Genomic DNA, 24,854 nt, shown 5'->3' with positions numbered 1-24,854 from the left:
GTTTCGGTCACGACGTTCATCATCTGGGTCGCCATGGTGGGGCCATCCCCGCGGGTGCGGGGAGCACTCCTCGTGGCGCAGCAGCGCGAGGTACGTGTGGGGGCCATCTCCGCGGGTGCGGGGAGCACAGCCTTGTCGGCGGCCCGGTTGCTGCGGCGCCGGGGCCATCCCCGCGGGTGCGGGGAGCACGTCAGGTCCAGCATCCGCTTGATGCGCTTGGCGGGACCATCCCCGCGGGCGCGGGCAGCACTTCTCGAGGACGGCCTGGCCGGCCGATTGGCTGGGGCCATCCCCGCGAGCGCGGGGAGCACTTCCCCCGGGCGCTTCAGGATGTTCTGGGCACGGGACCATCCCCGCGGGCGCGGGGAGCACTCGGTCCACATCGGGAAGACGTTGGACGTGTAGGGACCATCCCTGCGGGCGCGGGGAGCACACACCCTGGGAGTCGATGGCTCCCAGGGTGACGGGACCATCCCCGCGGGTGCGGGGAGCACAGGTTCAGCGACCGGAAGATCGTGCCGTACTCGGGACCATCCCCGTGGGCGCGGGGAGCACACCGCCCACCGTTGCCGCTCGTACGTGAAGTGGGGACCATCCCCGCGGGCGCGGGGAGCACTTGCAGCGCCAGATCCACGGTCCGTATCGGTTGGAACCATCCCCGCGGGCGCGGGGAGCACTCTTTGTGAACTGGGGCTTTGTCACGAGGGTTGGCCGTTACAAGACAGTTTCACCGATCCCGGCAAAACGTCACAAAAGCAGCTAAGCGCGGTCATCTGCCGTATCGCCGTCGCTTGGATGCGTTGCTCCAGCCTTTGCGTGTGGCAGTGGTGGCTTTCGAGGGGCCTTGGGCGCTGGGGCGACGGATCAGGGTGAGTCCTTCTTGGTCGACCGGGTGCCACGCATGGTCGTGGGTGCGGAAGGTGAAGCCCTGCTCGTTGTTCGTCGTGTGGGCGAGGAGGGCGCGGCCTTGGCCGGCGTATTGCTGGACCTCGTGCGGACGTTGGCCCACTGCACGGCTTGCGCTTCGGCGAGCGCCGAGGAGCGGGTCAGGGCGCGGCCGCCGGCGTAGTAGTGCACTCCTTGCTCTCCCACCCAGCAGACGGCGGCGCCGGTTTCGCCGAGGACGCTCATCGCCTGGTGGGTGATGCGGGTGCCGGGGCCGAGGAGGAGGGTGCCGATGGTCGCCGACGGGATGTGGGTGGTGCCGTCGGCGTCCTCGGCGGTGATGGCGTTGGCGTCGCGGTGCACGGTGCAGCGCTCGAGGTAGACGAATGAGAGCCGTTCGCCGGTGCGGGTGAGCTGGCGTGGGGGTGTGCGCGGGGCGCCGGGAGACTGTGGTCACCGGTTCACCCGGTCGGGGCGAGTGGTGCCAGGGTGAGCAGGCCGCAGCCGTAGGCCTTGGCCTTGCCGATCCCTTGGGTCAGGGCGCGGCGCAGCAGTTGCGGGTCGGTGATCTCCAGGCGGCCGTCGAAGGTGACGGTGACCAGGCTGACGGGTGCCCGGCGGCTGCCCTTGGTGCTGTGGTGCTTGTCGAAGGCGAGGGTGCGTTTGTCGCGGACGGTCAGTTCGTACCGGTCGCCGTGGTGGGGTTGCTTGTTGTGGGTGGTGCCGCCGGGGAGCAGCCGGTTTCCGTCTGCTTTTTCCAGGACGCGGAAGCCGCAGGCTTCCTGGCGTTTGAGGAGCCAGCCCATCTGGTGCGTCGGGGTGATGTGCGCGGTGCGTTTGGTGGGTTCGTCGTCTTTTCGGCGGGCGTGGTGGACGGGGTTGGCGGTGAGGCGGAAGGCCCATCGGTCTGCGGTGGTGAGCCGGTCGAGGAGCGGGCCGTAGGGGCGGCTTTGCCAGCCGGGTGCGGTGGGGTCGGCGGCTGCGGGCCAGCCAGCCTGTTCGACGAGATGGGTGAGGTCGGGCTGGTCGGGGCTGACGATGTACAGCATGACTTCGGCGCGGGTGGTGTGGTCCAGTCGCCACAGCACGCGGGGCCCCTCTGCGGGGGGTGCGTCGGTGGGCAGCAGGGCCGGGAAGGATGACATGACGGCTGCGCGTGGTCGAGGGCCTGGCGTGCCGAGCACACCGCGACCGTGGAGCCTTTGCGTCCTGCTGCACGCCAGGAACGGATCGTCTGGGACAGCAGATCCAGCGTCGGCAGCAGCACCAGCACCCTTCCCCGTGGGGCGATGCGTGCGGTGGTGCGGGCGGCGATCAGGGTTTTGCCGGTGCCGCAGGCGGCGATGGCGCTCGTGCGGGGTTGCTGACCGAGGATGCGGGTGGCCGCGGTGACGGCGTCCTTTTGGTGGGGGCGCAGTTCGAGTGGGGCTGTGGCCATGAGGGGACGCCGCTCCGGGACGTGGGCTTGCGAGCTGGGGTCATTGTGGCATCGCGGGATGGGTTATCCGGCGGCTTGGGGTACCAGGTGCAGGGTGGATCCGCTGGTGCCTTTGCGGACGTGGAGCTGGCTGGTGATGCGGCGGCGGAGTTCGGGCACGTGGCTGATGAGTCCAACGGTGCGGTCGTGGTCGCGCAGGGAGTCGAGGACGTCGAGGACTTGGTGGAGGGTGTCGTCGTCGAGTGAGCCGAAGCCTTCGTCGATGAAGAGGGTGTCCAGGACGCGGCCGCCTGCCTCATAGGTGACGACGTCGGCGAGGCCCAGGGCGAGGGCGAGGGAGGCGAAGAAGGACTCGCCGCCGGAGAGGGTGTCAGTGTTGCGGTCACGGCCGGTCCACGCATCAGTGATCTTCAGTCCGAGGCCGGAGCGGGCGCCGTGTGAGGCGCGGTCGTCGCTGTGGGAGAGGGTGTAGCGGTCATCGGACATGCGGAGCAGGCGGGTGTTGGCGGCGTCGACGACTTGTTCGAGGCGGGCGGCGAGGACGTAGGCCTCCAGTTCCATGCGGTCGCGGTTGCTGGGTGAGGTGCCGTGGATGACTTCCTGGAGGTGGTGGACGGTGTCGTAGGCCTCCTGTAGGGGCTGTAGGCGCTGGATGCCGGCGGTGAGGTCGGTGGTGTGCCGGGTGAGGTTGTCGTGGCGGGTGCGGGCCGCGGTGGTGGCGGCTGCTGCTTCGGTGTGACGTTGGGCTGCTGTCTTGTGCAGGTGGATGGCGGCGTCCAGGTCGGCGGGCGGCTGGTCTGCGGCGTGGACGAGGTCGGACCGCTCGAGCGTGGCGGTGTGCACGGCATGTTGACGGCTGAACTTTTGGAGTTCGTCCTCGAGGGCGTGCAGTGCGTCGTCGTCGAGGGCGGCTTCTTCGGCGGCCTGAAGGGTGTCGAAGCCCTGCTCGCGGGCGGCGGCTTCGGCCTCGGTGGTCTGCAGGGTGCGTTCCTGTGCCCGCCGCTGTGTGGTGGCGGCGGCTTCGGCGGCGGTCCTGAGTTGGTCGGCGGTGCGGGTGAGGTCGGCCAGGCGGTCGGCGACGGTGGGCGCGCCGTGGCGTGCTTGGTCCAGCTGCTGGGTGAGGTCGGTCAGCTGGGTGGAGAGGTGGTCGTACTCGGCGTTGCATGCCGCAAGGCGTTCGCCGGCAGTGGTGGACTTCTGTGTCATGCTGCTGTGTTCGCGGTCGATGACGGTGAGTTCCTCGTTCGCGGGGCCGGCGTCGGAGGCCGTCTTCAGGGTCTGTTCGAGGTCGGCTTGCGTGGTGCTCAGAAGGGTCTGGATGTCGGTCAGCGGATCGTCGCCGGCCTGGGCGCGGGCCAGTGCAGCCTGGTCCTGGGCCTTCTGGAGTGCGGTTGCTGCGGCCTCTTCGGCCGTTTCGGCCTCAAGGTGGCGGGCCTCGGCCGCCTGCTCGTCTTCGCGGGTGGGCTGGTCCGGGTGCTGGGCAGCGGGGGCTGGGTGGGTGCACGATCCGCACACCGGACAGGGCGAGCCGTCGGTGAGGCCGGCGGCCAGTTCCGCTGCCATGCCCTCGGTGCGCTGTCGGCGGATGGTGATGTAGGCCTGGGCGGCCTCGGTGGTGACGGTGTGGGCGGCCTGCAGACGCTCTTTGCACGCAGCGACGTCGGCGAGGCGGACGTCGCGTTGCTGCGCGGCTTCCAGGCGTCGGCGGATGTCGGCGAGGGCGGACTGCTGATGGATGCTGTCGGTCTCGGCGCGCTGTGCGGCTTCTAGGCGCGTGGTCAAGGCTGCGCGGAGGGCGGGCTCCTTGGCGAGCCAGTCGTGGGCCTCGAGCTGGTCGGCGGTGTGCGTCTGCCGTTCGGTATCGAGCCGCTTCAGGTCCCGCGTCATCTGCTGCACGGTGGCTTCCTGCGGCAGCAGCGCCTCGGCAAGGGTGGCCTCGGCCCGTGTCCGCTGCTCTGCGGTGGCAAGTTCACCGGCCGCGGCGGTGGCGTGCGCAGCAGTGAGGACGGCGCGTGCCGTCGCCTCGGCCTCGGCAGCACGAGTGTATTCATGTGCGGCGGTGCGGGCCGCGTGGAGGACTGTTGCCAGCTTGCTGACGCGGCGGGCTTGTTCGAGCTGGCCGGTGATGAGCTGCTGGCGGGGTTCATGCTGCTTCAGCTGCTCCAGCTGTTCGGTGGCGGTGCGGTGTTCGTGCTGCCGCTGGTGCAGGGTACGCACGAGGAGTTCGTTGGCCTGATGAGCGTCCAGGTCGGCGGCAGCTGCTTCGGCCTGGGCGATCGCCGTCTCGAGCTGCGCGGCCGCTGCATTCACCAGGGCTCTCGCCCACGCTAGTGCGGGTTCGGTCAGGGTCTGCGGGTCGTTGCCGGTGGGGGCGTCTTGCTCATGGTCAAGGCCGGTGGCGGCGCCGTGGATGCGGTCGATGAGGCTGATGACGTCGCCGCGGACCGCCTTGAGGTCCTTTTCCGCCTCGCGGCTGCGTTCTTGCAGCCAGCGGTCGATGTCAGTGAAGCGCTGGGTACGGAACAGCTTACCGAGAAGGTCCTTGCGGGTGGACGCCTTGGCGCGCAGGAACTGGGTGAACTGGTTTTGCGGCAGGAGAACGACCTGGCAGAACTGATCCCGGCTCATGCCCAGCAGAGTCAGGAGATGGTCGCCGATTTCCTGGTGGGACTTGCTGGAGGCTTCCCAACCGCTGTGGTCTGAGGCGGCGTCGTTCCTCCATTCGCGGAGCAGTGTCCTGGCGTTCTGCTGGGTAGTGCCGGTGCCGCGTGCCTTGGGCCGGGCCTGCTGGGGGATGCGGGTGATCTCCAGGCGGCGCCCGGAGATGGTGGCCTCCAGGATGACCTGGGTGAGCAGGTGGTCGGCGGCGTGGTCGCTGCGCAGCAGCTGGTCGCGGTCGCCGGGCGGCTTGCCGTACAGGGCGTAGCAGATGGCGTCGAAGATGGTGCTCTTGCCGGCTCCGGTGGCGCCGTGCAGCAGGAAGAGGCCGTCGCTGCTCAGGGAGTCGAAGTCGATGGTGTGGGTGCCTGCGAAGGGGCCGAAGGCCTGCAGGGTGAGGCTGTGCAGGCGCACTTAGACGGTCTCCTGGTGTGTGGTGTGCAGGGTGGCTTCGACGGCGCGGCGCAGCAGGGCGTGTTCGGCGGGGGTGGGGTCGTCGCCGCGGACCTTTTTGACGAAGTCGCAGGCGATGTCGAGGTCGTTGCGGCCTTGCAGGCGCTGGGTGTAGGTGGGGCGGTCGGCGGCCTGTTGCAGGTGGTCGGGGCGTTCGTGCTTCAGGCGCAGGGTGTGGGGGAAGCGGCGGCGCAGTCGGGCCATCGGTTCGTACGGCAGGGCGGGGTCGGTGAGGGTGACCTGGAGCCAGCTGTCGGTCACAGCGTTGTGGGCTGGATTGGTCAGCAGGTCCTTGAGGGTGCCCTTGAGCAGGGCCAGTGGGCGCGGGACAGGGGTGGGCACAGGGGTGAGGGTGACGGTGCCGTCGCCGGCCATGTCGACGAGCGTCAGGGATTTGGTGTGGTGCGTCTCGGAGAAGGAGTAGGCCAGCGGTGAACCGCTGTAGTGGATGCGGTCGTTGACGTTCTGGGCACCGTGGAGATGGCCGAGAGCGACATAGTCGATGCCTGTGAAGGCACTGGCGGAGACGTAGTCGAGGCCGCCGACGGTGATGTCGCGCTCGCTGGCGGAGGGTTCGCCGCCGGCGACGAAGGCGTGGGCCACTACGACGCTTCGGGTGCCGTCGGGGTAGGTGGCGAGGTCGGCGCGGATGCGGTCCAGGGCTGCTGTGGTCACGGCCTGGTGGCTCTTGTCGGACTCGAGGTCGTCGTGGGTCAGGGACGGCTCGAGATAGGGAATGCCGTACACAGCAACGGTGCCGTGCTCGTCATCCAGCAGGACCGGGCGGGCGCAGGCGGTGGCCGGGTCGGTCCGCAGATGCACGCCGGCCCGGGCAAGGAGGCTGGCGCCGACCCCGAGCCGGTGGGCGGAGTCGTGGTTGCCGCTGATCATGAGGATGGGGATGCGCAGGTCGGCGAATTGGCTCAGTGCGCTATCGAAGAGGCGCACGGCATCCAGGCTGGGAATGGCACGGTCGTAGAGGTCGCCGGCCACGAGGAGCGCGTCGACGTCCCGGTCACGGGCCGTGTCGTGGATGTGGGTGAGGAAGGCGCGCTGCGCGTCGATCAGATCGGCCTCGTAGAACCGGCGCCCCAGGTGCCAGTCCGAGGTGTGCAAGAACCGCATAGGTGCAGACGGTAACCACTGAAAAGCCAGTTGCGGGCGGTTTTCCTGATAAACGGTGCCTCGGGCGGGACTGCGACGGCCAGCGGTGCATGGTTTCTCCCGCTGCTGCGGCGGCCAGCCGGCGCCGGCGCCGGCGGGTGATTGTCAGTGGCAGGAGGCAAGATAAGCAGTGGGGGAAGGAGGATGGGATGTCGATATCGCGTTCTACCGGCGCCGAGTCCGTCGTGACACCCAGCGGGTGCCGCTGGTGTGGGATCGAAGCACGAGAGCACGGCCGGCAGCACGTGCCGGAGGTGGGCTGGCACGCCTGGACAGCGCCGTCACTGCAACAGCGTAAGCAGCGCATGCTGCAGCGACGTGCCCACAAGACGGTCAGGAAGCCAGCTTCTGGATCTCGCTGAAGGCATCCCTGAGCTGAGAAGGGACGTCTTCGGGCCGGGTGAGGCCAGACACCAGGGCGTAGAGCATGTCGTCCTTTCCGTCGGGGCTGGTCCGCGGCTCCCCCTCTTCTTGGGGCCTGGCCCCTCTTTGGATCATGTAGAGGATACGGGCGCTGAACTTTCCGCCGCGGTGTGCAGTGAAGTCGTTCGCGGTCCACACCGTGCCTTCTGGTCGCGGCCAGTGGGCGTTGGCGGCGGTGGCCCACTGTGCGTCGGTGAAGAGCTCCTCCAGCTCGTTAAAGCCTTCGGCCTCTCCGACGTAAGTGACCTGGGTGGGAAGGTCGAGGCCTGCCATGATGAGTTTTTCCGTCTTGAACTGCTTGTTGGTACGGCTGTCGGCATCGACCATCAGCATGACGGTGCGGTGGTTCTTGACCAGATATCCGGCGAGGGTCAGGGCTGCTTCATTGTTGCCGCAGGCCCACAAGGCGATGCCTGCCGCCTGGAGGGACAGGTTCTGAGAGAGGCGGAACAAGTGAGGCAGGCACTGCTGCTCGGTGGGGCCTTCCACGGCGAGGAAGCAGCGTTCGTGGAGCAGGACCGAGTTGCGCAGGCCCACGGCTGCGGCGATCTGCCCGAGGTGGAAGTCGATGCCGTCGTGGGAGTCGTCGGCGAGGCGCTCGACGATGGTGCGGCCGCTTTCACCGAGCCGGAGGTGGACCACGTCGGCGATGTCGACGCCGTCGATGAGGTTCATGGAATGGGTGGCCACCACGACGCTGACATGGGGCAACGCGCACTGCTCGCGGATGATGTCCATCACGGTGCGCTGATGGCGGTAGTCGAGGTGGGTGTCGGGCTCGTCGTAGACGACGATCGTCTGGGTCGGCTCCGCATCGCTCCCCTCCCCCGTGGCAAGTTCACTGTTCTCGAGCAGGTTGCTGGTCCACTCCCATACCGCCAGCGCGATCCGGCGGTTGCTGCCCTGCCCGGAGCGGGTGAGGTCCACCGGCTCGCCGTCGGCCTTGGAGACCTCCAGGGGGGCGCGCTTGAAGCCGCCCTTGAAGGAGACCTCGGGCTTGACCTGCACGCCCACGAACTCCCGGCAGTGCTGGCGGATGTGCCGGCACAGTGAGTCGGCTTCCTTCTCGAGGCGCTGGGTGATCTCCGTTTCGATCTCCCGGACCCGGCCCTGGAGCGTTTCATCGTCCAGGTAGGTTTCGTAGCAGCTGCTCAGCGCGGTCCGCACCGCGTCATCGGGCCTCTCGTCCTTCCCTCCGAACGGCAGCAGGCGCGGCAGACGCTCCTGGAGTTCCTTGGGCAGCGGCTGCCATTGCTCCACCTGCGGCGCCGTGACCGCGTAGGCGGTGAGCGCCTGCAACAGGTCGTCTCTCCGAGAGCCGCCCGGGGACACGGAGAACTCGGCAGCCAGCTCTGAAAGTTGGCCCTTCAGCAGGCGGGTCATGTCGTGGAGCCGGCTGTCGGTCGGCCGGGAACCGAAGTACTGCCACTGAGGCGGCTGCCCCTCTTCGGAGATACGGCGGATCCGGAGCGCCTGCGGCAGGCCGGTGGCAGCCTGTTCCGCGGCGTCGAGGCGGAAATTTCCTTCGACCGAGGTGCGGGAGCAGCGGCCGCCTGCGGATCCTTCCGCCTGCTCGTAGGTGCGGTCCTCGTCTGTCAGCCGGTGGTTGCCCAGCAGGAAGGCGAGCGCCGTCAGGACGGCGCTCTTTCCGCCGTCGTTGTGGCCGGCCAGGATCGTCGGGCTGCTGACCGGGATGTTCTCGATGCTGGCCAGGGAGCGGAAGCCGCAGGCGGAAAAGCGGGTGAGGTACACAGTCGACGTGCTCCGTATCTCCCCTCCCCGGCCGGTAGGGGTGACGTGCGGTGTTAGACGGGCAGAAGGTGCGCTCGAGACGCCAGCGCAGACCGTCATACTAGAGGTATCCTTCACAACAGCTCCACGTTTTCCACCACTTGTGCAACTCTCTGCTCGTGTGCCGTTGAAGAACGGGTACAGATGCTCAGTGGCTGCTCGGCAGAGACTCACCCCTCGGCTCCGAATGGGCGGACACCGGATGGGACGACGGCCGCAGCCCCTGCGGGCATGAGCGGAGCCCGATCACCGTTTCCATGTCCAGTTGGCCGATAAGGCCACTGGTGTGCAGGCCACAGCTGCTCGGGTTCCTGCCAATTACAGCGCGGCGTCCTGGGCGCCGATGACGTCGTACAGGTGCTGGCCGTGGGCCCGCTTCCTCAGCTCTGGTCGTCCCACCAGGATGAGCCGATAGTGTTTGTGCGAAGTCGACGGCAGGTTGGGGAGCCGTTGAACGCAACCATGACGGGGATGCCGGCACTGTGGGAGAGCGGAGAACCCACCGGCGATGACGAGTCCCGTCCCCCAGGGGTGGACGGTGATCATGCCCTACATTCTCCCATTTCCTCGACGGCGCGAGCTGAGTCGGATGCTGGTCATGCAGCCCGCTTGAACCAGCTGCTGCGCGGGCGGGCGGGCAGTCTGAGGAGCTCGTGCAGTGCGCTCCCGTCCTCGGCCCAGCGCTGCAGTTTCTCTCGGTCGACCCAGTGGACGGTGTGCCGGTTCCCCCACGTCATGGCATCGCGGGTGAGGAGCCCGTTGGTCACGACGACCGCGTGGTCAGCTCTGTGTGCGGGGCCGGCCGTCCCTTTCACCCCGTACATCACTGCCGATCCAACCTTTCCTCCGACGCGCGTGTGCTTGGCCTGCACGACGATGCGCCCAAGAACGGGGTGATCGCCGATGGCGTCGGCGGCCTGGTCCCCTGCGCCGCCTACCCTTCGGGCCGTCCAGCCGTCTCGGACAAGCAGGTCCCTCAGCGCGCATTCGAAGCGTCGGTCGTCCATGGTGTCGAACTCGGCGAGCGTGATCCGCAAAGCGGCCAGACGCGCGTGTTTCCGGCGTCGGCCCATGACAGCTCGTCTGACCCGCCACAGGGCTGCAGCTCCCCCCAGCGTTGCGAGAGCCAGCAGTACCGGCCAGGCATCCATCAGTACGCCGGCCGTCACGGTGACCGTTCGGGCGGCCATTACCAGCACGGCCAGCGCCACCATGGCCGCTGATGCGACCTCGACCGGCCCGCGGGGGCGCCGCAGGCGCCATCCTCGGCTCATCGGTCCGCCGGTGTACTGACTGCCGGGTTCGGTTCGGCCGGAGGGGGTGTCGCCGTGTCGAAGCCGAATACTTGTCCCCACAGCCAGGCTCCCGCCAGTAGGCCGGCGATCATCCATCCGCTCATCCGCTTGGCGCTCCTGGGTTTCGGGTTACGGCGGATGTGCCCACGCACCTGGTGGAATCCGTCCGGTACCTTCGCCATGCTTCCCCTCCCTTCGGCGGGACGCCGAGTGCGGCCCGTCTTCAAAAATCGGTGTAACAGCGGGCACTGACAGCACCTGGCGCCAGCCTGACCAGGCACGACACCATCCAGCCACGGCCATCCGATTTGAGAGGTCTGGTATGCGGCCGACAGCTTTCAGTGTGCTGACCTCGCTATATGCCAGCTCGGATCCGCAAGACCGGAATCGGCCCGGGCCTAGATCGTTCCCTGTGGCGCGTTGCCGCAGAAGCTGTCACCTGCATGAACAGCCACTCTCAAAGTCAGCCGGTGCCCGCGCCGGAAACGGCGAGATACAGCGGGGCGCCACCCTCGTCCTGTCGTGCGCCGGAGCCGCCCCTTGACCTCGACGACAACACCAGCGTCACATCGCGAGCTGCCGCGCACCGAGGCACCTACTGCCTCGGCGTCAGGCAGCGGCGGCGCCCCATCACCGAAGGGCAGCCACGAGCGCCTGGCGCGCTCCATCAGAAAAGACAGGTGCGTCGGGGCGCCGTTCGGAGGACGGCGCTGCTGCTCGCGTTGGGGCGGCCTCAGCGCTCGCCCCCGACTTGCAGATCCACATACCGGCGCCGGCTCACGACAGGCCTAGACAGCACGACCCCGCTACCCGCCGTGGGAACCGCTGACCAACCTGTTTTCTGTTTCCGGCATACTCCGGTTGGCCGCCCTGGACATCCAAGGGCCGCTGCTGCGCTCGTGCATGGCGCTCGTGGGTCGCGACGTAATCACACCCGCGGCGGTGGCCTGCGGGTGGTGTGCGAGGTGGTGCCGGTGCCTGACGTCAGTCGGTGCGCGTCGACCGCGCCGACCAGGAGGTGACGGCGGAACCCTCAATGAGCCCATCACGGCACGCGTTGTCGCGAGGGGCCGTACGCTCGGCCCATGCGCGGGCCCACCGAGGGGGACACATGACCACGGAACCACTGAGTTTCGATGAGCAGGAAGAGCTCGTCGTGATGCTGTGCACCAACATCGAAACGATGCCCGAGGACGAGTTCGAAGCGAACTACCAGAAGCTCGACCGGGACCACCAGTTCGAAGTCGACGAGTCCATCCGCGGGTTCGCTGACAACGCCGTCGGTGACGAAAACTGGGATCAGTAGTACCGATAGGCGCCGGGAGAACTGACCCGCCCTTACGCCTCCGGCGCCGGGACCTTCGTGTCGAGGCGCGCGGTCAGTTCGGCGGCCGCGGTGTCGAGCGCGGCATGCAACTCGGGTACGAGAGCGAGGCCCGCGCGCACGAGTTCGGGCCTGCCCGTGTGCGGCAAGCGCTTCGTCTCGGGCCACCCCCGCGGTGGGACCAGAGCACGACAACCACCCTGACCGGGAGCCGCAGCGGTGCAAGGCCTCAACAGAACTTTGATGCCGCTGCCGCCGGGCCGGTATGCTGCCGGGCAGGCGGCCACGACCGCCGACCGCTGAAGGGGCCTTCCGCTCACGCCGGAGTCCTCGTTGGTAGGCCAAGCCGTCCTTCGACGCATCGTGCATCTGGAACCGCCTGCCTTCAGAGCGGCGTGTGCGTGGGGCGCGCTGCTGTATGGAGTCAGACATGCCTACGAGCAAGCCCAGGAAGTCGCGGAAACGCACCCGGGAGATCCGAGAGCAAAGCCAGGTTGCCGGCACGCGGTACACCGAGGCGATGCGGGCGAACGACCGCACCCGAGCGGGCGGCCAGCAGTTGCCGCCGCGCCTCGCCCCCACCCGCACCTTGCTCTTGCCGCTCGTGCCGGACGCCCTGGCCGGCCTGTACGAAGTGGACGGGCTTCTCTTGAGGCTCCGAATGGACATGGTCCTGGACCATGAGGGGGTGCTGATGGGCTACCGGGACAGCGGGGGCGTGCCGATCCCCGGCGCGCCCATCGAGGAAGTCTTCGAGGCGTACTGGCGGGTGCGCGACGCGTTGCCGGATGGAACCGAGGAACTGGTGGACAGGACAGAGGAGTACCCGCCCAACGTGCTGCTTCTGGTGGGTCCAGACGGTGGGCACGTGATGCACCTGACCGCCCTTGAGGTGGCCGAATCGGACCTCACGCTGCTCGCCGCGTTCGCTGACGCTCTCGACCGCGCTGCCGCCCCGCGCCCCGGCCCGGAGTTCGCGGCTCTCACCGAGGCACTGGGCGAGCTCGGGCGAGTGCCTTACTTCTCGTGGATGCCTGAGGGGGGCGCGGCCACCGTCGCCAGCTGGGCGCGGCAAGCTCTCTCACCGGTCCTGCACTCGCCCTTCGAGGGCCCGCGTGGCGCCGACGACCACGAGACGCTGTCGGCGGTGCTGCAGTACGGCGAGGGTTTGGGCTGGGACAGGGTCGACGTAGACCAGGACGAGGAGGAGGCGGCCGACCGCGTGATCGTGAACATGATGCGCGCGGCAGGGTGGATCTGACGGCACGACCCCGGCCGGGCAGCCGGGAGAGCTTCCCACAGCAGCCTGCTCAGCACCGCTGAGCAGCGGCTGCGCGGGTGGGGGTGCGCGCTTTGGCCACGTTGATGCTCGTGAAGATCACTCGGGCATACCCCAAGCTGCGCGTCGAGGGGCCGCCTCGTTGCTGCTGCCGGCCTTCCGGGACAGCGGCAACGAGCCTCATTATCCGGACCGGGCTTGAGGCCATCGGCCGTGCTGTCCGGTATCGTGCTGGTGAACGGCCACGCACAGGCCGAAGCCGGCCTCAGCCCATGACTGGGAGCATTTTGAGGCGAAGGTGCCAGGACCTCGAGTCCGAGCGCATCAGTGTGAGGCAAGTTGACGACGAACTCCGAAGGCCCGCGTTGATCAAGTTCTCGCGTGCACGGGTCATGGGTTAGCCGCTGCACGCCATCGAGGAGAACTCATGGTCAGCAATCACGGCAAAAAGCAGCGCGCCCGGAAGAAGGCCGCGCGCACGGGAGCGTCCTTCGCGTCGGCGGCCGCCGGCACCCTTCACGACCATTCAATGACCGACACGGATCTGATTGACGGCATGATGCCGTACGTGGATGGCTGGAAGAGCGACGTCGACCTGGCGACACGGCTGGTCGGTGCCTCGTGGACGGGCTGTCGGCCCTGCCGGGAATCGCTGTCGAAGCAGGTCGTCGCCAACAACCGGGCCACCCTGGCAGGACTCGCAGCCACCTGCTACCTGACCCTGCCGGGGACCGAAGTCCAGCACTCGCCGCACGTCTCGCCCGTTACGCGGGCGTGGGCTACGAAAGCCCATCACAAGGCGTTCACCGCGGACGCCGGAACCGTGCTGCGCGCCGTGGGCGAGCTGAGCGCAGACGATGCCAGGGCCCTGCTGGACGACACACTCGACCACTGGATGGGTGCAAGGTCGACCGTTCTGAACATGTTCGAAGACGAGCGCCGCACTGACACTCATCCTGATCAATCGCCTGCCGGGAGGCAGCCGCCTTCAGTCTCCTGACGACGGCCGGAGACCGACCTCTTGTTCAGGGTGAAGTGAGGTAGCCCCCGACCACCTGAAGTCCGGGCGCCGCTACCTGACGGCCCGGTGCCACAGCTCCGGGGCGTCAGACCTGTCCAGTGGCTGGGCAGCTACTCTATGACGTCAAATTGCCCGCCTCATCGAGACTCTTTTACTGCCCGGCCGCAGACCGAGCACACGCCAGCACCTTTACGTCGCCGAAGACCTCAAGGCCGGAGCCGGTGTCCGGATCTCCCAGGCCCATCACCAGGGGTAGTCAGGGACGCAGCGCGTAGCAGCGCAGGACGTCGAGGTCTGCGACGCGGACGACGGACCATGCGCTCGTGAGCAGTTCGGCTTCCGCGGCAGTGATCCCGAGCCGCTGGAGGGCTGGGTCGCTGGTCGGACGGCGGCCGGCGATCTCGGTGACCACCCAGAAGATGCCGCCGGGCGCCAGAAGGTGGCGGACACGCTCGATGAACGCGGCCTTGTCGTCCATCCACCGGTACACAAGGCGGCAGGTAATGACGGCAAAGGCTGGATCCGGTAGCGCGGCGAGGTCAGTGGTGGTGATGTCCAGGCACCGCCAGGCCGGTCCGGGGACGGTGCCGGTGTCCTGGGCGGCCGCGAGAGCGACTGCGCTGGGCGAGCAGTCGACGCCTGTCGTGCGGTATCCGAGCTCGTGATGAAGATGGCGGGCCAGAGCGCCGGCACCGCTGCCGATGTCCAGAGCGGGGCGGGCGCATCCGGGCCCGAGGTACTCGTTCATCAGCCGCCGCTCGGCTTCGCACAGCTGCCGGTAGCGGCGGCCCTCGGCCCAGCAAGGCTCCCAGTAGGCGGCGCTCGCGGTGGACGCAGTGGTGATCACGGCTGGTGTCCCTCAAATGATATCGACCTGTGATGATGGTGCTCCTGTTGCCCCGCGCAGGTGAACCCCTGCCGCACGACAGAACCACATGACTACAGGAGCCCGTCATGAAAAGGCGTGGATGCGATCAACGAAGCGCAGCCCGGTCTGGTCGCCGTGGACGTGGCGCCGCCGACGACCAGACCGTCTTCGCCTTCCAGCAAGCGCTCACGGCGATGTGGGCGACCACCGCGGTCGAGCGCAGCACGGAACGCCGGCCAGCCCGGCGTACGACTGCGCTGCTGCCCGGGCACGCGCCAGGCACCAGACCGAAGACGCTGGCCGGGCCGGCTTCTGACTAGCGGGCGAGGGTCACGGTGATGGGCGTGTCGGAGCACTGGCCGAGCTGGTCGTAAGGTGCGTCCGTCGGGTAGCGGGGAACGTCGCTACCGCGTTCACCCAGTTGGTGTTGCGCCCCAGTCGGTGACGTCTGGGTCGGCCCGGAGGTACTGCTGCGCGGCCTCCAGGAGCCAGGCGCGGTCGACGTGCAGGATCACGCGGTGGCACCGCCGGCGCCGGTCGTGCCGAATGCCTCGTCGAAGGCTGGCCCCACGCGGTGACGAAGCCGCCCACGGCCGACACGAACCTGTGCCGGGCGACATCGTGCTCGAGGACCCGTCCGGCCAGTTCCGGCACCGTGACGCCGGTGCGCTCGGCCTCCTCGACGAGGGCGTCGTACGCCGCGTCGTCGACCGGTATCTGATCGCTTGGCGGCGGCTCGGGGATACAGGGCCTCCTCAACCGCCACTGGCTGCGGCGTTCCGGCGCCGCGGCCAGTGCCACCACCGGCTCTGTTGCCGTTGGATGGACATGGCTAGCGAGGTATCGGGGTGCTCGGGGCCCAGCATGCGGGTCTCGACGTCGAGGACCCGTTCATGCAGCAGGCGCGCCACACCGAAAGCGCCAGCCTTCTGCAGCACCTGCGCCAGGGCGTTGAGAGTGGTGCGGTGGTGTGTGGCGGTGCGCGGGTCCGCGTAGTCGAGCAGCAGAGGCAGGTGGGGGGCGAGAAGCACGGCTGCAGGCCAACCAGCGCGCCCGCGCCGGTTGGCCTCGTGCACGGCAGTGGTCAGCCGCTCGGCAAGGGCCCGGTGCCACACGGCGAGCTCGGAGGTCTCGGCCGTGAGGGCGACAGCGTTGATCTCTCGGATCAGGGGATGCAGCACCACCTGCGCCCCCTCACTGCTGCCCGACGCCGGGCCGGTGCTGCCGGGAGAGTGGGGCAGGCCGAGCAGAGCGTAGCGGTGCAGGCCGGCGAACGCGGCCTCCAGGGCCACCGCGGTGACGTCGTGTCCGGTGACGACGGATAGCAGGTCTGGGGTGATCAGGGACAGTGGGACGGGGGCCTGAGCCAGCAGGGCCAGCAGTCGCAACAGGGGTCGGGCCAAAGCGTTGCCCTCCCCTGCGAGCTGGTCCAAGGACACCTCCCAGGTGTGCCGCACCACGGCGCGGGCGACCTGCGGATGGGAGGCATTCGGGTGCGCCGCCAACAGGAACCGCAGTTCCTGTTCCAGGGCCTGGCGGTAGGCGGCAAAGGTGCGGTAGCGGCTGGTGGGTCCGGCCAGATAGGTGCCAGCCGCGTGCAACGCCAGTGGCAGCCCGCCCAGTCGCGCCGCCAGCTCCCGGGCCTGCTCGGCGGTGCCGGCCACGGGAGCAGCGTCCAGCAGGACCTGCCCCGCAGGTCGCACCGGCAGCGGCTCCAGTGGCAACAGCTGTGCGCACGGACCCCAGGTCTGCTCGCTGCCATCCCGAGCCCGGGCCGTGAGGACGGATCCAGCCGCGATAGTCGGCCACCGGCTCCCCTGCCGGGCCGATCTCGTGCGGCTCGTCGGCGTTGTCCACGACCAGCAGCCACCGCCGCACCCGGCCCGGCAGGCTCGCCTGCCCCGCTCGCGCGGCCTCCAGCTCTGCCTCTGGCAGGCCGCAGGCCAGCGCCGCCTGCACCATCTGCTGCGCCAGCTCGGCACCGTCGCGCCAGCGCACCCAAAACACTCGCCAGCCCGCCGCCTCGGCCTGGGTGGCCAGTTGCGCGGCCACCGTTGTCTTGCCCATACCGCCGACCGCGCACAGCACCGCGAACCGGCCTTGTGGCCGCCGAAGCATGCCTGCCAGCACGGCGAGTTCTCCCTCACGCCCCCGCACGCGCTGAACATGCGGGGGGCGTAACGAAGCCTGCTGGCCTCGGGCCAGTCCGCTCACCGGTGCCAGCCGCGCCGGGGGCCTTGCTGCGGCATCCAGATGCCGACCCCACAACAACAGCCCGATGCTGACCACCACCAGCACGGCGAACACCGGCCAGATCACCCACGCCTGCGCCGCCCAGCCAGGCACCGCGGCACTGGCGTAGTTGGTCACCGGCCCCAGCACAGCCGCCACCAATGCGGCCCCTCCCGCTACCACCGACCCCGCCCACGCACCCTGTCTACGCCCCATGGTCTGCCACCCCCGTCCACCGTCACCAGGATGCTCCCGCCTGGATCACGTCCAAGGTTGCGGGCGGTCACGGCGCGGGCGGCGGTGGCCCTCGGCCTGCCCCCGTCCCGCGCCGAGCTGCTCCGGGGCACCGGGGCCCCGGGGCTTCGCGCGGCGACGACCCGGCGTTCGCGGCCGCCTGCGACGCCGTCAGCGCCGCCTCAGCCCCGTACGCCTCCCTCAAGCCCATGCGGCTGACCACGGAGCCGTCGCCCGGTTCCTCGCCGAGTTGCGCACCACTGGGAGGACCGTCCTCGCGGCCGCGGCCGCTGTCGGCATCTCCGACGCCGCGATCTACCAGCGGCCCACCACTCGGGTTGCTGAACCGTACATGTTGCGTGCTTGGAGCGTACGCAAGGCGCACCCAGCAGAGAAGCGGTCCTCCGGAGCTGTGCTGGAAGAGCGAGAAGTCTGTTGTCCCAAATCCCACTCGACCGACCGTGCTCAGTCGCTCAAGGCTACTTCTGGAGAGTGAACGCGAGCGCGTGTTGCGGCTGTTCGGAGTGCTGGTTCTGGTGTCATCCTCCCTCCCGCTGCCCTGCTACGGTCGCGTGTATGACGCTCTCGGTCTCCACGGGTCGGGCTGTTGATCTACGGGTGCAGCCGGTTGATGAGGTTCTTGATCACGTCGAGCGGTCTCTCCAGGTGCGCTTGCTATCAGATGGGTTGATCCGCAAGCGCCGTTCTGTGGGAGCCCGGACAGACCGCGATACCTGGGTTCGGATCGAGCGACGCTTGCTCAACAAGATCACCGATCAGGGGTGGAACGGCACCGAATGTGCCGCGCGTCTGGAAGGCGTCGCCCAGCCCGCATGGCTGGGATGCGTGGTCTGGCGCGACACGAGTGAGCCAGTGATGTGGCGGGCCGATGAGACGGAGCTGCTGCCGGGTGCTCCTGTCGGTACCGCCGTGTTGAGCGAGGCCCCGGAACTGCCGGACGAGTGGTGGGGAGCGCTGAACGCCTCGTTGAACGCGCTGGCGGCTCAGAGCACGACGCGGGTTGCCACACCGGACACCGTCACTGTCACCCAGGCCCTCGTCACCGAGTCCATCCGCAGTGTCTTCCCCGGCGACTTCGACACAACTGTGAAGCGGTGGGTGCCGGCCCATGCGGATCTGAACTGGGCCAACATGACCGCTCCGGCGTTCAGCCTCTTCGACTGGGAGGACTGGGGTAACGCACCGCTGGGGCTGGACTCGGCCTCTTTGTGGGCCAGTTCCCTTGCCGTCCCGGCTCTGGCAGAACGCGTACGGCACGAGCGCCGTTCCGACTTCGATAGCCGGGACGGCAAGTTGATGACGTTGTTCGTCTGCTCGAAAATCCTCGGACCCTACGCGCACCCGGAGGACCCTCGTCTGGAACTCGCCCGGCGTATGGCAAAGCAGGTCATCGAGGAGCTTCAGGCAGGCTGACCGCGCGAGCGGTCTGGTCTCGAAGGAGACTCCGGTACTCCTGGACGGTCCGCTCATCGACCTCGTCGACCAGGGCGCCGACCAGTTCGCCCAGATGGGCGGGTTCATCGGTGCCCACGGCAACGGAGTCGACCTCCGGGAGGTGATAGGCGGCTCTGAACGCCGCCTGCACACGGGAGAGCAGGCTGCCCTCCTGGAGAAAGACGCGCGGATCGATCCTGGCCCACACCGGGGCGCTGGTGCTGCCTCCGAAAGGGCTCATCCCCCACACCACGCCGCCCGGGCACCACGCCTTGGTGAGGGCGTCCGCGGCATCCAGCGTTCTGGCTCCGACAAGCAAGCCGGCGCGGACCATGAGGGCCGCTGGCCTCGGTGTGGTCGTGTCGATCAGGTTCAGCAGCGATGTCGGGTCCCAGGATGCGACACCCCAGGCGGCGCACAGTCCCTTCGCTGCGGCGGCGTCAAGGGTGGCGCACGCCTGTGCCAGCAGGTCGTGGTAGCGAGGGGCGGTTTCGGGGAGTGAATGTTCCGGGTTGTGCAGGAACACCAGGTCCGGCTCCCGTCCGAGGTCCTTGGCCGCCTGTTCCACCGCCGCGTGCAGCCGAACGGGATCCAGGGAGTGCTCCGTCCCGTCCGGCCCTGGGAAATAGCCGACCTTGGTGGAGAGCATGAACTTCGGCAGCAGGTCACGGGCTGTCCGCGCCAGCCTCTGGTGCGAGCGGAAGTCGAGGTAGTTGGTGCTGGTGTCGAGTGCGGTGACACCAAGGTCCAGTGCCCCGGTCAGGAGACGGCGTTCGTGACGAGACCGGTGTAGCCCGAGAACAACTCGGGAGACAGCGCCGCGCACAGCTCCTCCTTCACCAGGATCTCGGCGAGCTCCGTCACTTCGGTCCCGACGACGGCTGCGGCCCGCTCCAGCGGGACGGGCCTTCCGCTCAGCAGCAGATGCAGTGCGGGCAGGGCCTTGGCCGCGAGGGTGAGCTTCTTCCCTGAGGCCACGATGTCGACGCTCGGCCCGTTCTCCTGGATCCGGGGAGGGAAGTGGGTGGTGCACACCACGGCGTCGAGCGGTCCGAGTATGTCGAGGAACGGCACATGCCGAGGCAGCATCGTCTCCTGCTCGTACGCGGCCAGGAAGTCGGCTGGGGAGCGTTCGCCGATCAGCTGGGCGGCGGCCGTGGTCAGGGCTTCGCCGCCGGTTCCGTGCCAGCGGTCGAGGTCGTGGCGGAAGGTCTCGCGCTCGCGGCACCAGTCGGCCAGCCATGCGAGCCAGCTCGCTCCCGTGCGCTTGGTGATGCCGAAGGTGACGTGAAGGCTCTTGCCGGCGCCGCTGCCGGTCCGCGTGGCCCGGTGCCAGTGGCCTCGGGGAATGTGCATGACGTCACCGGTCCGCATGACGCCGGACCAGATGATCTCGTCGCTCGGAGTGTTGTTGGGGTCGGAGTCCCGGTACATCGGGACACTGCGGGACGCAGCGCGCACCTCCCACTCCTTCTCGCCCGCGAGTTGGACGATCAAGACATCGTGGTCGTCCCAGTGCAAGGGGAAACCGGCGGCGGCGTTGGTCGTCAGGTACGCGTTGACCTGCACTCGCTCGCGGGACCACCACTGCAGGGCTCGGCAGGCGACCTCCAGTGTCGGATCGAAGACGTTGGCCTGGTCGAGAATGAGCGTCGCGCCTTCTCGTAGGAGCCTGCCCAGGCTGCGCATGTTGACCATGGGGATGCTCTGGCCCCGGGGACTGACGCTGTCGGTGTAGTAGATGGCCGGGTGGACCTCCTCACCTTTCTGGAAGCACCGGAATTGCGGGCGGTTCAGGCTCCTGCGCATCGCGATGTCGAGCAGGCGGTTCGCAGTCATGATGCGGGAGACGAGTGTGGGGTCCTCCATGCTCCCGCGTACGAAGCCCTTGCCCAGCTCTTCGGCTCCACTCCAGCCGAGGGCTGTCTCGATGGCGCTGATCAACCGATGTTCCATCGCTGCCTCCTTCATGGGTTCGACCGCGTGATTCGGACGCGGTGGGGGCCGGCACGACCGACCACACCGGCCTCCACCGCTTGGTGCCTACTCGCTGTCGTGCAGGTTGCCGTCGCCACCCGGCCACGGCGCATCGCCGGAACTCCCGGCGTTGTCCGACCGGAGGCTGTCGTACCGGTCGTGGACGGCGGTCAGCTCTTCCACCGCCACCAGGAGGCCACTCTGGGCCGGAGGCGGTGCCGTGTGCTCTGCCACCTCGTGCTCCTTCCTCTTCGGTTCTCCCGCCAGAGCTCCGGCGGGAGGTCAGTGGCTGTCCCACGGCGGCGGGAGAAGTGGTGCCGTGGGGCAGCGGGCATTGGGGGCGGACGGGCCACGGTCCTACACTCGCGACTGGACAGGTCTGCGATTCATCGGCAAGGTGCTAATGTCCTGGCGGATGTTGGTCTCCAAAACGCGCTGGTCCAATTCGTACAAACAGGCACGGCAGGCGTAGAGGGCCGCGTGCATGCCACTTGACCGGACGGGCCCGATCCACGTCACCTCGACGTCGTCGCGTCCGCACCACAGCCAGCACTCGCCGCGCGCCTGCCATTCGTGGCGGTCCCACAGCGCGTACTCAGTGGGCTCCCTTGTGTCAGGGTCGCTATCGCGGCGGGTGGGCCGGAAGACCACATCGGGATCAGGAAGCGGATTTGCTCGTAAGGCGTGCCGTCCCATCACGCAACCGCCAGAGTGAGCGACTCGAGCTCAGCGACGACCCCGTGCTTCGGCCGGAGCGTGAAGAGCCTGCGCAGAACGGCGGCTCGGATAGCGGGCGCTGCCATGGGAAGCGCGATCTCTGCCCATACGCGCTTCCCGCGGCCGGAGGGCTCCCAGGCACACCGCGAAGCGAGATATCCGACCAGCGTCAGACCGCGCCCATTCTCGTCGTCGTTTTGGGCACAACTCGTTCGCGGAGCCGCGGGATTGTCATCGTGGACATCGATCACCAGGCGACCGGGCCGGTGGTACAGCGCGACGGTGACGGGCCCCTTTCCATGCACCACGGCGTTGGTGATGAGCTCGGAAGCAACAAGACGGATGGCGTCAGCCGTCTCGTCGTCCATCGGCACGCCCCACGTGCGCACCTTGTCGACGACCTTGCACCGGGCTAGGGACACTTCCCTATCCGCACCCGCGAGGATGAATCGGTGGACGAGCGTGGGCATGGCGGATGCCTCCGGAGAGCTGGAGAGCGGCCCCGTCCCCGACGGGGGAACTGGGGCGGAGCCGCCGATCTGGGGGCCGTTCCAGAGCGGACGCCCTGGGCGTGCTCCGTGGACGGCTGATACTCAGTCAATGGCCTCCAGATCTCAGGGCGGAACGTTTCTAGGGGGTTCCTCATGGGGACGCCCTCCCCCGTACGCGGCCACGCGAAGTAGCCTCCGCGGTACGCCATGAGGGGATGAGGGGAGTAATGACGTGTCTGCTGAGCCGTTGGCAATCCACCCGCTGAGCTTCCTCCGCCAGAAGCATGGCTGGGGGAAGGCCGAGTTCGCCCGACTCATGCAGGCGCACGGGCGGTTGCTCGGAATCCCGCTCGCGACCAACCGGACGACTGTCTGGAAGTGGGAGCAGGGCCAGGAACCGGACACGGACGCCCAGCGCGTACTCGCCGACTTACTACGCGTCCCGTACGAACTGGTGCGGGAGGAAGAATGGCCCCGGTGGCTCCCGGTCTGGGAGGTGACGGGGCTCGCCGCGCCGTGGACCGAGGCCGGTACCGTTGAGGCGTTGTCCGAACTCGTGGGGAGTGGCCGCATGGACCGCCGGGGCTTTCTCACCATCACCGGCGCCGCCCTGACGGGCCTCGCAGCGAGCTGGGTGGACGCGCCCTCCGCCTTCGCCTCGGCCCTCAACGGGGATCAGGTCACGGACACATTGGTCTTGACGATCGAGCAGCGCATCGGCACGCTCCGCGTCCTCGACGACCAGCTCGGAGGCGCCAGGCTCCTGGAGCAGGCACGCGGCGATCTCGCTTTGGTCACCGGTCTCCTGAGCGCCGGCCGGTATACCGACAGCGTCCGACTCCGTCTCTACGCCCTTGCGGCCCGGGTGTCGCACCTGACCGGGTGGATGGCCTACGACGCAGGACTGCGCTCTGCCGGTCAGCGGTACTACGTCGGGGCCCTGCGCAGTGCCTGTACCGCTGGAGACGACGCCTTCGGCGCCTTCATCCTCGCGGAGATGGGCGTTCACGTCTCCGAAGCCGGACGGACCGCCGAGCGGGTCGACCTCATCTCGACCGCCATCGACAACGCCCCTCGAACGCTGTCGCCGGACACCCAATCCTTCCTCTACCTGCACAAGGCCGAGGCACTGTCGCGCGACGGCGACCACCGGAGGGCGGGGACGGCGCTCAACCGTGCCGTCTCACTCTGGGAGCACCACACAGCGGAGGAGAACCCCGACTGGCTCGACTGGTTCGGCGAGGCCCAGCTGAAGTCGACCGAGGGCAAGGTCCTGCTGCGGTCCGGGCAGGTGGAGCGCGCGACACGTTCTTTGGAGACCTCCGTGAAGAGCGCGGCGCCTCGGGACAAGGCCGTCCGGTCCAGCCGCCTGGCTGAGGCCCGGCTCGCCGGCGGCGACCTGGAGGGAGCGCTGGACGCCGCGAGCTACGGCGCCAGTCTCCTGGAGAGCCGTGTCAGCTCCGTGCGGGCTCTGGACCGCTTGAAGGAGTTCTCCGCACGGCTCGAACCGCGTAAGTCCGTCCCCGCTGTCCGTGAGTTCCGCGAGCGCCTTCAGGCGCTGCCTGTTGCATCCTGACACCAGTCGTCTCGGATTTTGAGGGGTGAGCCCGCCCCCTCGGAGCAGACGACCTCAATGCCAGGATGGACGGCATGACGACGATCGACGGTGAGGTCGCGGCGGAGTTCGAACCGGTGCGTGAGGCGTTCTCGGCGAACTTCTCCCAGCACGGGGACATCGGCGCGGCGGTGTGCGTGTACCAATACGGCCGACCGGTGGTGGATCTGTGGGGTGGCATCGCCGACCCCGAGACCGGTCGTTCGTGGACGCGGGACACACTGCAACTCGTCTACTCGGCTACCAAGGGGGCGACCGCGACCGCGGCGCACATGCTGGCCGAACGCGGTGCGCTGGACCTGGACACGCCGGTGGCGAAGTACTGGCCGGAATTCGCCACAAATGGCAAGGCGCACATCCCGGTGCGCTGGCTGCTGTCCCACCAAGCGGGCTTGGTGGCTCTGGACCAACCGGTGCCGCTGCACGCTGCGTTGGCCTGGCATCCGATGGCGGCGGCGCTGGCCGGTCAGCGTCCCCTGTGGACTCCGGGCACTACGCACGGATACCACGGCCGGACCTGGGGCTGGCTCGTCGGCGAGGTGATCCGCCGAGCGTCCGGCCGGACACCGGGCCGCTTCTTCGCCGAAGAGATCGCCGCCCCCCTTGGGCTGGACTTCTTCATCGGATTGCCGGCGGGTGAGCGCGACCGGGTCAGTCGCATGGTGTACCGGCGACCAGAGGTCGACCTCACCACCGTGCCTGCCGAGTCGATCCCCGATGAGCTCCGCGAACTAGTCGCGGCGTGGCGCGACCCAAACTCATTCAGCAACAGGGCGTACGCGGTGACCGCACCAGCCGAGATCAACTTCGCCTCGCCCGAGGTGCAAGCCGCGGAACTCCCGGCCTCCAACGGCATCAGCACTGCTCGCGCACTGGCGCGCATGTACGCCGCGCTAATCGGCAAGGTGAACGGCGTCCGCTTGCTCACCCCCCAAACCCTGGAGGCGGCGACCAAGGAACAGGCCAACGGGAAAGACCAAGTGATGCTCATCCATAGCCGGTTCAGCGCCGGATACATGCTGCCCACCGAAAGCATCCCCATGACCGGCCCGAACGCCTTCGGCCACACCGGCCGAGGCGGATCACTCGGCTTCGCCGATCCCGAGCACACGATCGCCTTCGGTTACGTGACGAACCACATCATCGGAGGAACCGACGATGTGCGTGCGGCTTCACTGGTCGATGCAGTACGAAAGTCCCTGACGTAGCGACGTCGCACCTGCCGACGACACGCCCTCATACGGAGAAGATCTCGCCGTCGGCCTGCTGCTGGCGAAGCTGCGGGATGAGGATCTGGTCGATCGCATACCCTGCCCCGGGCCGGATGGCTACGGGCATGGTCCCCACCTCGTGCCGCGTGCGAGGGTCCACTGCAGATCTCCCGAGTCCGGGCAAGCCCGCCATGACCCCAGCAGTCCTGTTGCCGCCAGTCGGTCAAGCAATGCCACGAAGTTAAGGCTCAGTTGAGGGTGTCAAGGCCCCGGGAAGAGGGAGCTTGTACGTACTCGGTGCCGTACGGATGAGTCGGCCGTTG

At 68.4% G+C, this 24,854-nt stretch carries 19 protein-coding genes and 4 pseudogenes; 8 read left to right on the top strand and 15 right to left on the bottom strand.

Annotated features, from left to right (window positions below; translation table 11 throughout):
• Positions 1 to 769: 769 nt before the first annotated feature.
• The 8 genes and pseudogenes from ACFQ9Z_RS36915 to ACFQ9Z_RS36880 form a co-directional block, all read right to left on the bottom strand.
• Positions 770 to 991 (bottom strand): annotated as a pseudogene (locus ACFQ9Z_RS36915) (type I-E CRISPR-associated endoribonuclease Cas2); the annotation flags it as partial.
• Positions 988 to 1,342 (bottom strand): annotated as a pseudogene (locus tag ACFQ9Z_RS36910) (type I-E CRISPR-associated endonuclease Cas1); the annotation flags it as partial. The pseudogenes ACFQ9Z_RS36910 and ACFQ9Z_RS36915, both read right to left, overlap by 4 nt.
• Positions 1,343 to 1,346: 4 nt before the next feature.
• Positions 1,347 to 2,030, bottom strand: coding sequence for a type I-E CRISPR-associated protein Cas6/Cse3/CasE (gene cas6e / locus ACFQ9Z_RS36905; protein WP_383030522.1), 684 nt, complete (start codon positions 2,028 to 2,030; stop codon positions 1,347 to 1,349).
• A gap of 95 nt (positions 2,031 to 2,125) precedes the next feature.
• Positions 2,126 to 2,323, bottom strand: a pseudogene (locus ACFQ9Z_RS36900) (DEAD/DEAH box helicase family protein); the annotation flags it as partial.
• Between the two features lie 63 nt (positions 2,324 to 2,386).
• Positions 2,387 to 5,395 carry an AAA family ATPase gene (locus ACFQ9Z_RS36895; RefSeq protein WP_383030520.1) on the bottom strand — a complete coding sequence of 1,003 codons (3,009 nt, stop codon included), beginning with the start codon at positions 5,393 to 5,395 and terminating at the stop codon, positions 2,387 to 2,389.
• Positions 5,396 to 6,559 (bottom strand): exonuclease SbcCD subunit D, encoded by a 1,164-nt coding sequence (locus tag ACFQ9Z_RS36890; protein ID WP_383030517.1) that lies wholly within the window; start codon positions 6,557 to 6,559, stop codon positions 5,396 to 5,398.
• 372 nt (positions 6,560 to 6,931) lie between these two features.
• Positions 6,932 to 8,773 (bottom strand): ATP-dependent endonuclease, encoded by a 1,842-nt coding sequence (locus ACFQ9Z_RS36885; RefSeq protein WP_383030514.1) that lies wholly within the window; start codon positions 8,771 to 8,773, stop codon positions 6,932 to 6,934.
• A gap of 635 nt (positions 8,774 to 9,408) precedes the next feature.
• A complete protein-coding gene (locus ACFQ9Z_RS36880) occupies positions 9,409 to 10,026 on the bottom strand; it encodes a restriction endonuclease (protein WP_383030511.1) in 618 nt (205 codons plus the stop codon).
• Between the two features lie 1,192 nt (positions 10,027 to 11,218).
• Here ACFQ9Z_RS36880 and ACFQ9Z_RS36875 point away from each other — a divergent pair.
• Entirely contained in the window at positions 11,219 to 11,413 is a 195-nt protein-coding gene (locus tag ACFQ9Z_RS36875) for a hypothetical protein (RefSeq protein ID WP_383030508.1), read from the top strand.
• Positions 11,414 to 11,445: 32 nt separating this feature from the next.
• Here the strand turns inward: ACFQ9Z_RS36875 and ACFQ9Z_RS36870 are convergent, their stop codons facing one another.
• A complete protein-coding gene (locus ACFQ9Z_RS36870) occupies positions 11,446 to 11,580 on the bottom strand; it encodes a hypothetical protein (RefSeq protein WP_383030505.1) in 135 nt (44 codons plus the stop codon).
• Between the two features lie 281 nt (positions 11,581 to 11,861).
• Here ACFQ9Z_RS36870 and ACFQ9Z_RS36865 point away from each other — a divergent pair, with 281 nt between their 5' ends.
• Positions 11,862 to 12,692 carry a hypothetical protein gene (locus ACFQ9Z_RS36865; protein WP_383030503.1) on the top strand — a complete coding sequence of 277 codons (831 nt, stop codon included), beginning with the start codon at positions 11,862 to 11,864 and terminating at the stop codon, positions 12,690 to 12,692.
• 445 nt (positions 12,693 to 13,137) lie between these two features.
• On the top strand, positions 13,138 to 13,710 hold the full coding sequence (locus tag ACFQ9Z_RS36860; protein WP_383030501.1) for a hypothetical protein: 573 nt from the start codon (positions 13,138 to 13,140) through the stop codon (positions 13,708 to 13,710).
• Between the two features lie 277 nt (positions 13,711 to 13,987).
• Here the strand turns inward: ACFQ9Z_RS36860 and ACFQ9Z_RS36855 are convergent, their stop codons facing one another.
• Complete coding sequence (locus ACFQ9Z_RS36855; protein ID WP_383030498.1) at positions 13,988 to 14,578, bottom strand: class I SAM-dependent methyltransferase; 591 nt, start codon at positions 14,576 to 14,578, stop codon at positions 13,988 to 13,990.
• A 107-nt stretch (positions 14,579 to 14,685) separates the two neighbouring features.
• Here ACFQ9Z_RS36855 and ACFQ9Z_RS36850 point away from each other — a divergent pair.
• Together ACFQ9Z_RS36850 and ACFQ9Z_RS36845 are read left to right on the top strand one after the other, a co-directional pair.
• Positions 14,686 to 14,790 (top strand): annotated as a pseudogene (locus tag ACFQ9Z_RS36850) (hypothetical protein); the annotation flags it as partial.
• Positions 14,741 to 14,938, top strand: coding sequence for a DUF6207 family protein (locus ACFQ9Z_RS36845; RefSeq protein ID WP_383030550.1), 198 nt, complete (start codon positions 14,741 to 14,743; stop codon positions 14,936 to 14,938). The pseudogene ACFQ9Z_RS36850 and the gene ACFQ9Z_RS36845, both read left to right, overlap by 50 nt.
• Before the next feature lie 416 nt (positions 14,939 to 15,354).
• Here ACFQ9Z_RS36845 and ACFQ9Z_RS36840 read toward each other — a convergent pair whose 3' ends face one another.
• Positions 15,355 to 16,263 (bottom strand): tetratricopeptide repeat protein, encoded by a 909-nt coding sequence (locus tag ACFQ9Z_RS36840; RefSeq protein ID WP_383030495.1) that lies wholly within the window; start codon positions 16,261 to 16,263, stop codon positions 15,355 to 15,357.
• Between the two features lie 1,378 nt (positions 16,264 to 17,641).
• Here ACFQ9Z_RS36840 and ACFQ9Z_RS36835 point away from each other — a divergent pair.
• Positions 17,642 to 18,499 carry a hypothetical protein gene (locus tag ACFQ9Z_RS36835; RefSeq protein ID WP_383030493.1) on the top strand — a complete coding sequence of 286 codons (858 nt, stop codon included), beginning with the start codon at positions 17,642 to 17,644 and terminating at the stop codon, positions 18,497 to 18,499.
• Here ACFQ9Z_RS36835 and ACFQ9Z_RS36830 read toward each other — a convergent pair.
• From ACFQ9Z_RS36830 to ACFQ9Z_RS36815, 4 genes are all read right to left on the bottom strand, one after another.
• A complete protein-coding gene (locus ACFQ9Z_RS36830) occupies positions 18,474 to 19,346 on the bottom strand; it encodes an aldo/keto reductase (RefSeq protein WP_383030490.1) in 873 nt (290 codons plus the stop codon). The genes ACFQ9Z_RS36835 and ACFQ9Z_RS36830 overlap by 26 nt on opposite strands.
• The gene (locus tag ACFQ9Z_RS36825) at positions 19,280 to 20,476 is read right to left on the bottom strand and encodes a JmjC domain-containing protein (protein WP_383030486.1); all 1,197 of its coding nucleotides are present in this window, start codon (positions 20,474 to 20,476) and stop codon (positions 19,280 to 19,282) included. The genes ACFQ9Z_RS36830 and ACFQ9Z_RS36825 overlap by 67 nt, the downstream gene beginning before the upstream one ends.
• A gap of 87 nt (positions 20,477 to 20,563) precedes the next feature.
• On the bottom strand, positions 20,564 to 20,731 hold the full coding sequence (locus ACFQ9Z_RS36820) for a hypothetical protein (RefSeq protein WP_181924954.1): 168 nt from the start codon (positions 20,729 to 20,731) through the stop codon (positions 20,564 to 20,566).
• A gap of 461 nt (positions 20,732 to 21,192) precedes the next feature.
• Complete coding sequence (locus ACFQ9Z_RS36815; protein WP_383030482.1) at positions 21,193 to 21,684, bottom strand: ATP-binding protein; 492 nt, start codon at positions 21,682 to 21,684, stop codon at positions 21,193 to 21,195.
• Between the two features lie 253 nt (positions 21,685 to 21,937).
• On the opposite strand from ACFQ9Z_RS36815, the gene ACFQ9Z_RS36810 reads away from it, so the two are divergent.
• Both ACFQ9Z_RS36810 and ACFQ9Z_RS36805 read left to right on the top strand, forming a co-directional pair.
• Positions 21,938 to 23,281 carry a transcriptional regulator gene (locus ACFQ9Z_RS36810; protein ID WP_383030480.1) on the top strand — a complete coding sequence of 448 codons (1,344 nt, stop codon included), beginning with the start codon at positions 21,938 to 21,940 and terminating at the stop codon, positions 23,279 to 23,281.
• A 74-nt stretch (positions 23,282 to 23,355) separates the two neighbouring features.
• Complete coding sequence (locus tag ACFQ9Z_RS36805; RefSeq protein ID WP_383030477.1) at positions 23,356 to 24,528, top strand: serine hydrolase domain-containing protein; 1,173 nt, start codon at positions 23,356 to 23,358, stop codon at positions 24,526 to 24,528.
• The last annotated feature ends 326 nt before the right edge of the window (positions 24,529 to 24,854 follow it).

This window comes from Streptomyces sp. NPDC056580 (assembly GCF_042793175.1).
GTDB lineage: Bacteria > Actinomycetota > Actinomycetes > Streptomycetales > Streptomycetaceae > Streptomyces.
The sequence above is the reverse complement of the archived record's forward strand: the minus strand, read 5'-3'. Positions and strand labels throughout refer to the sequence as shown.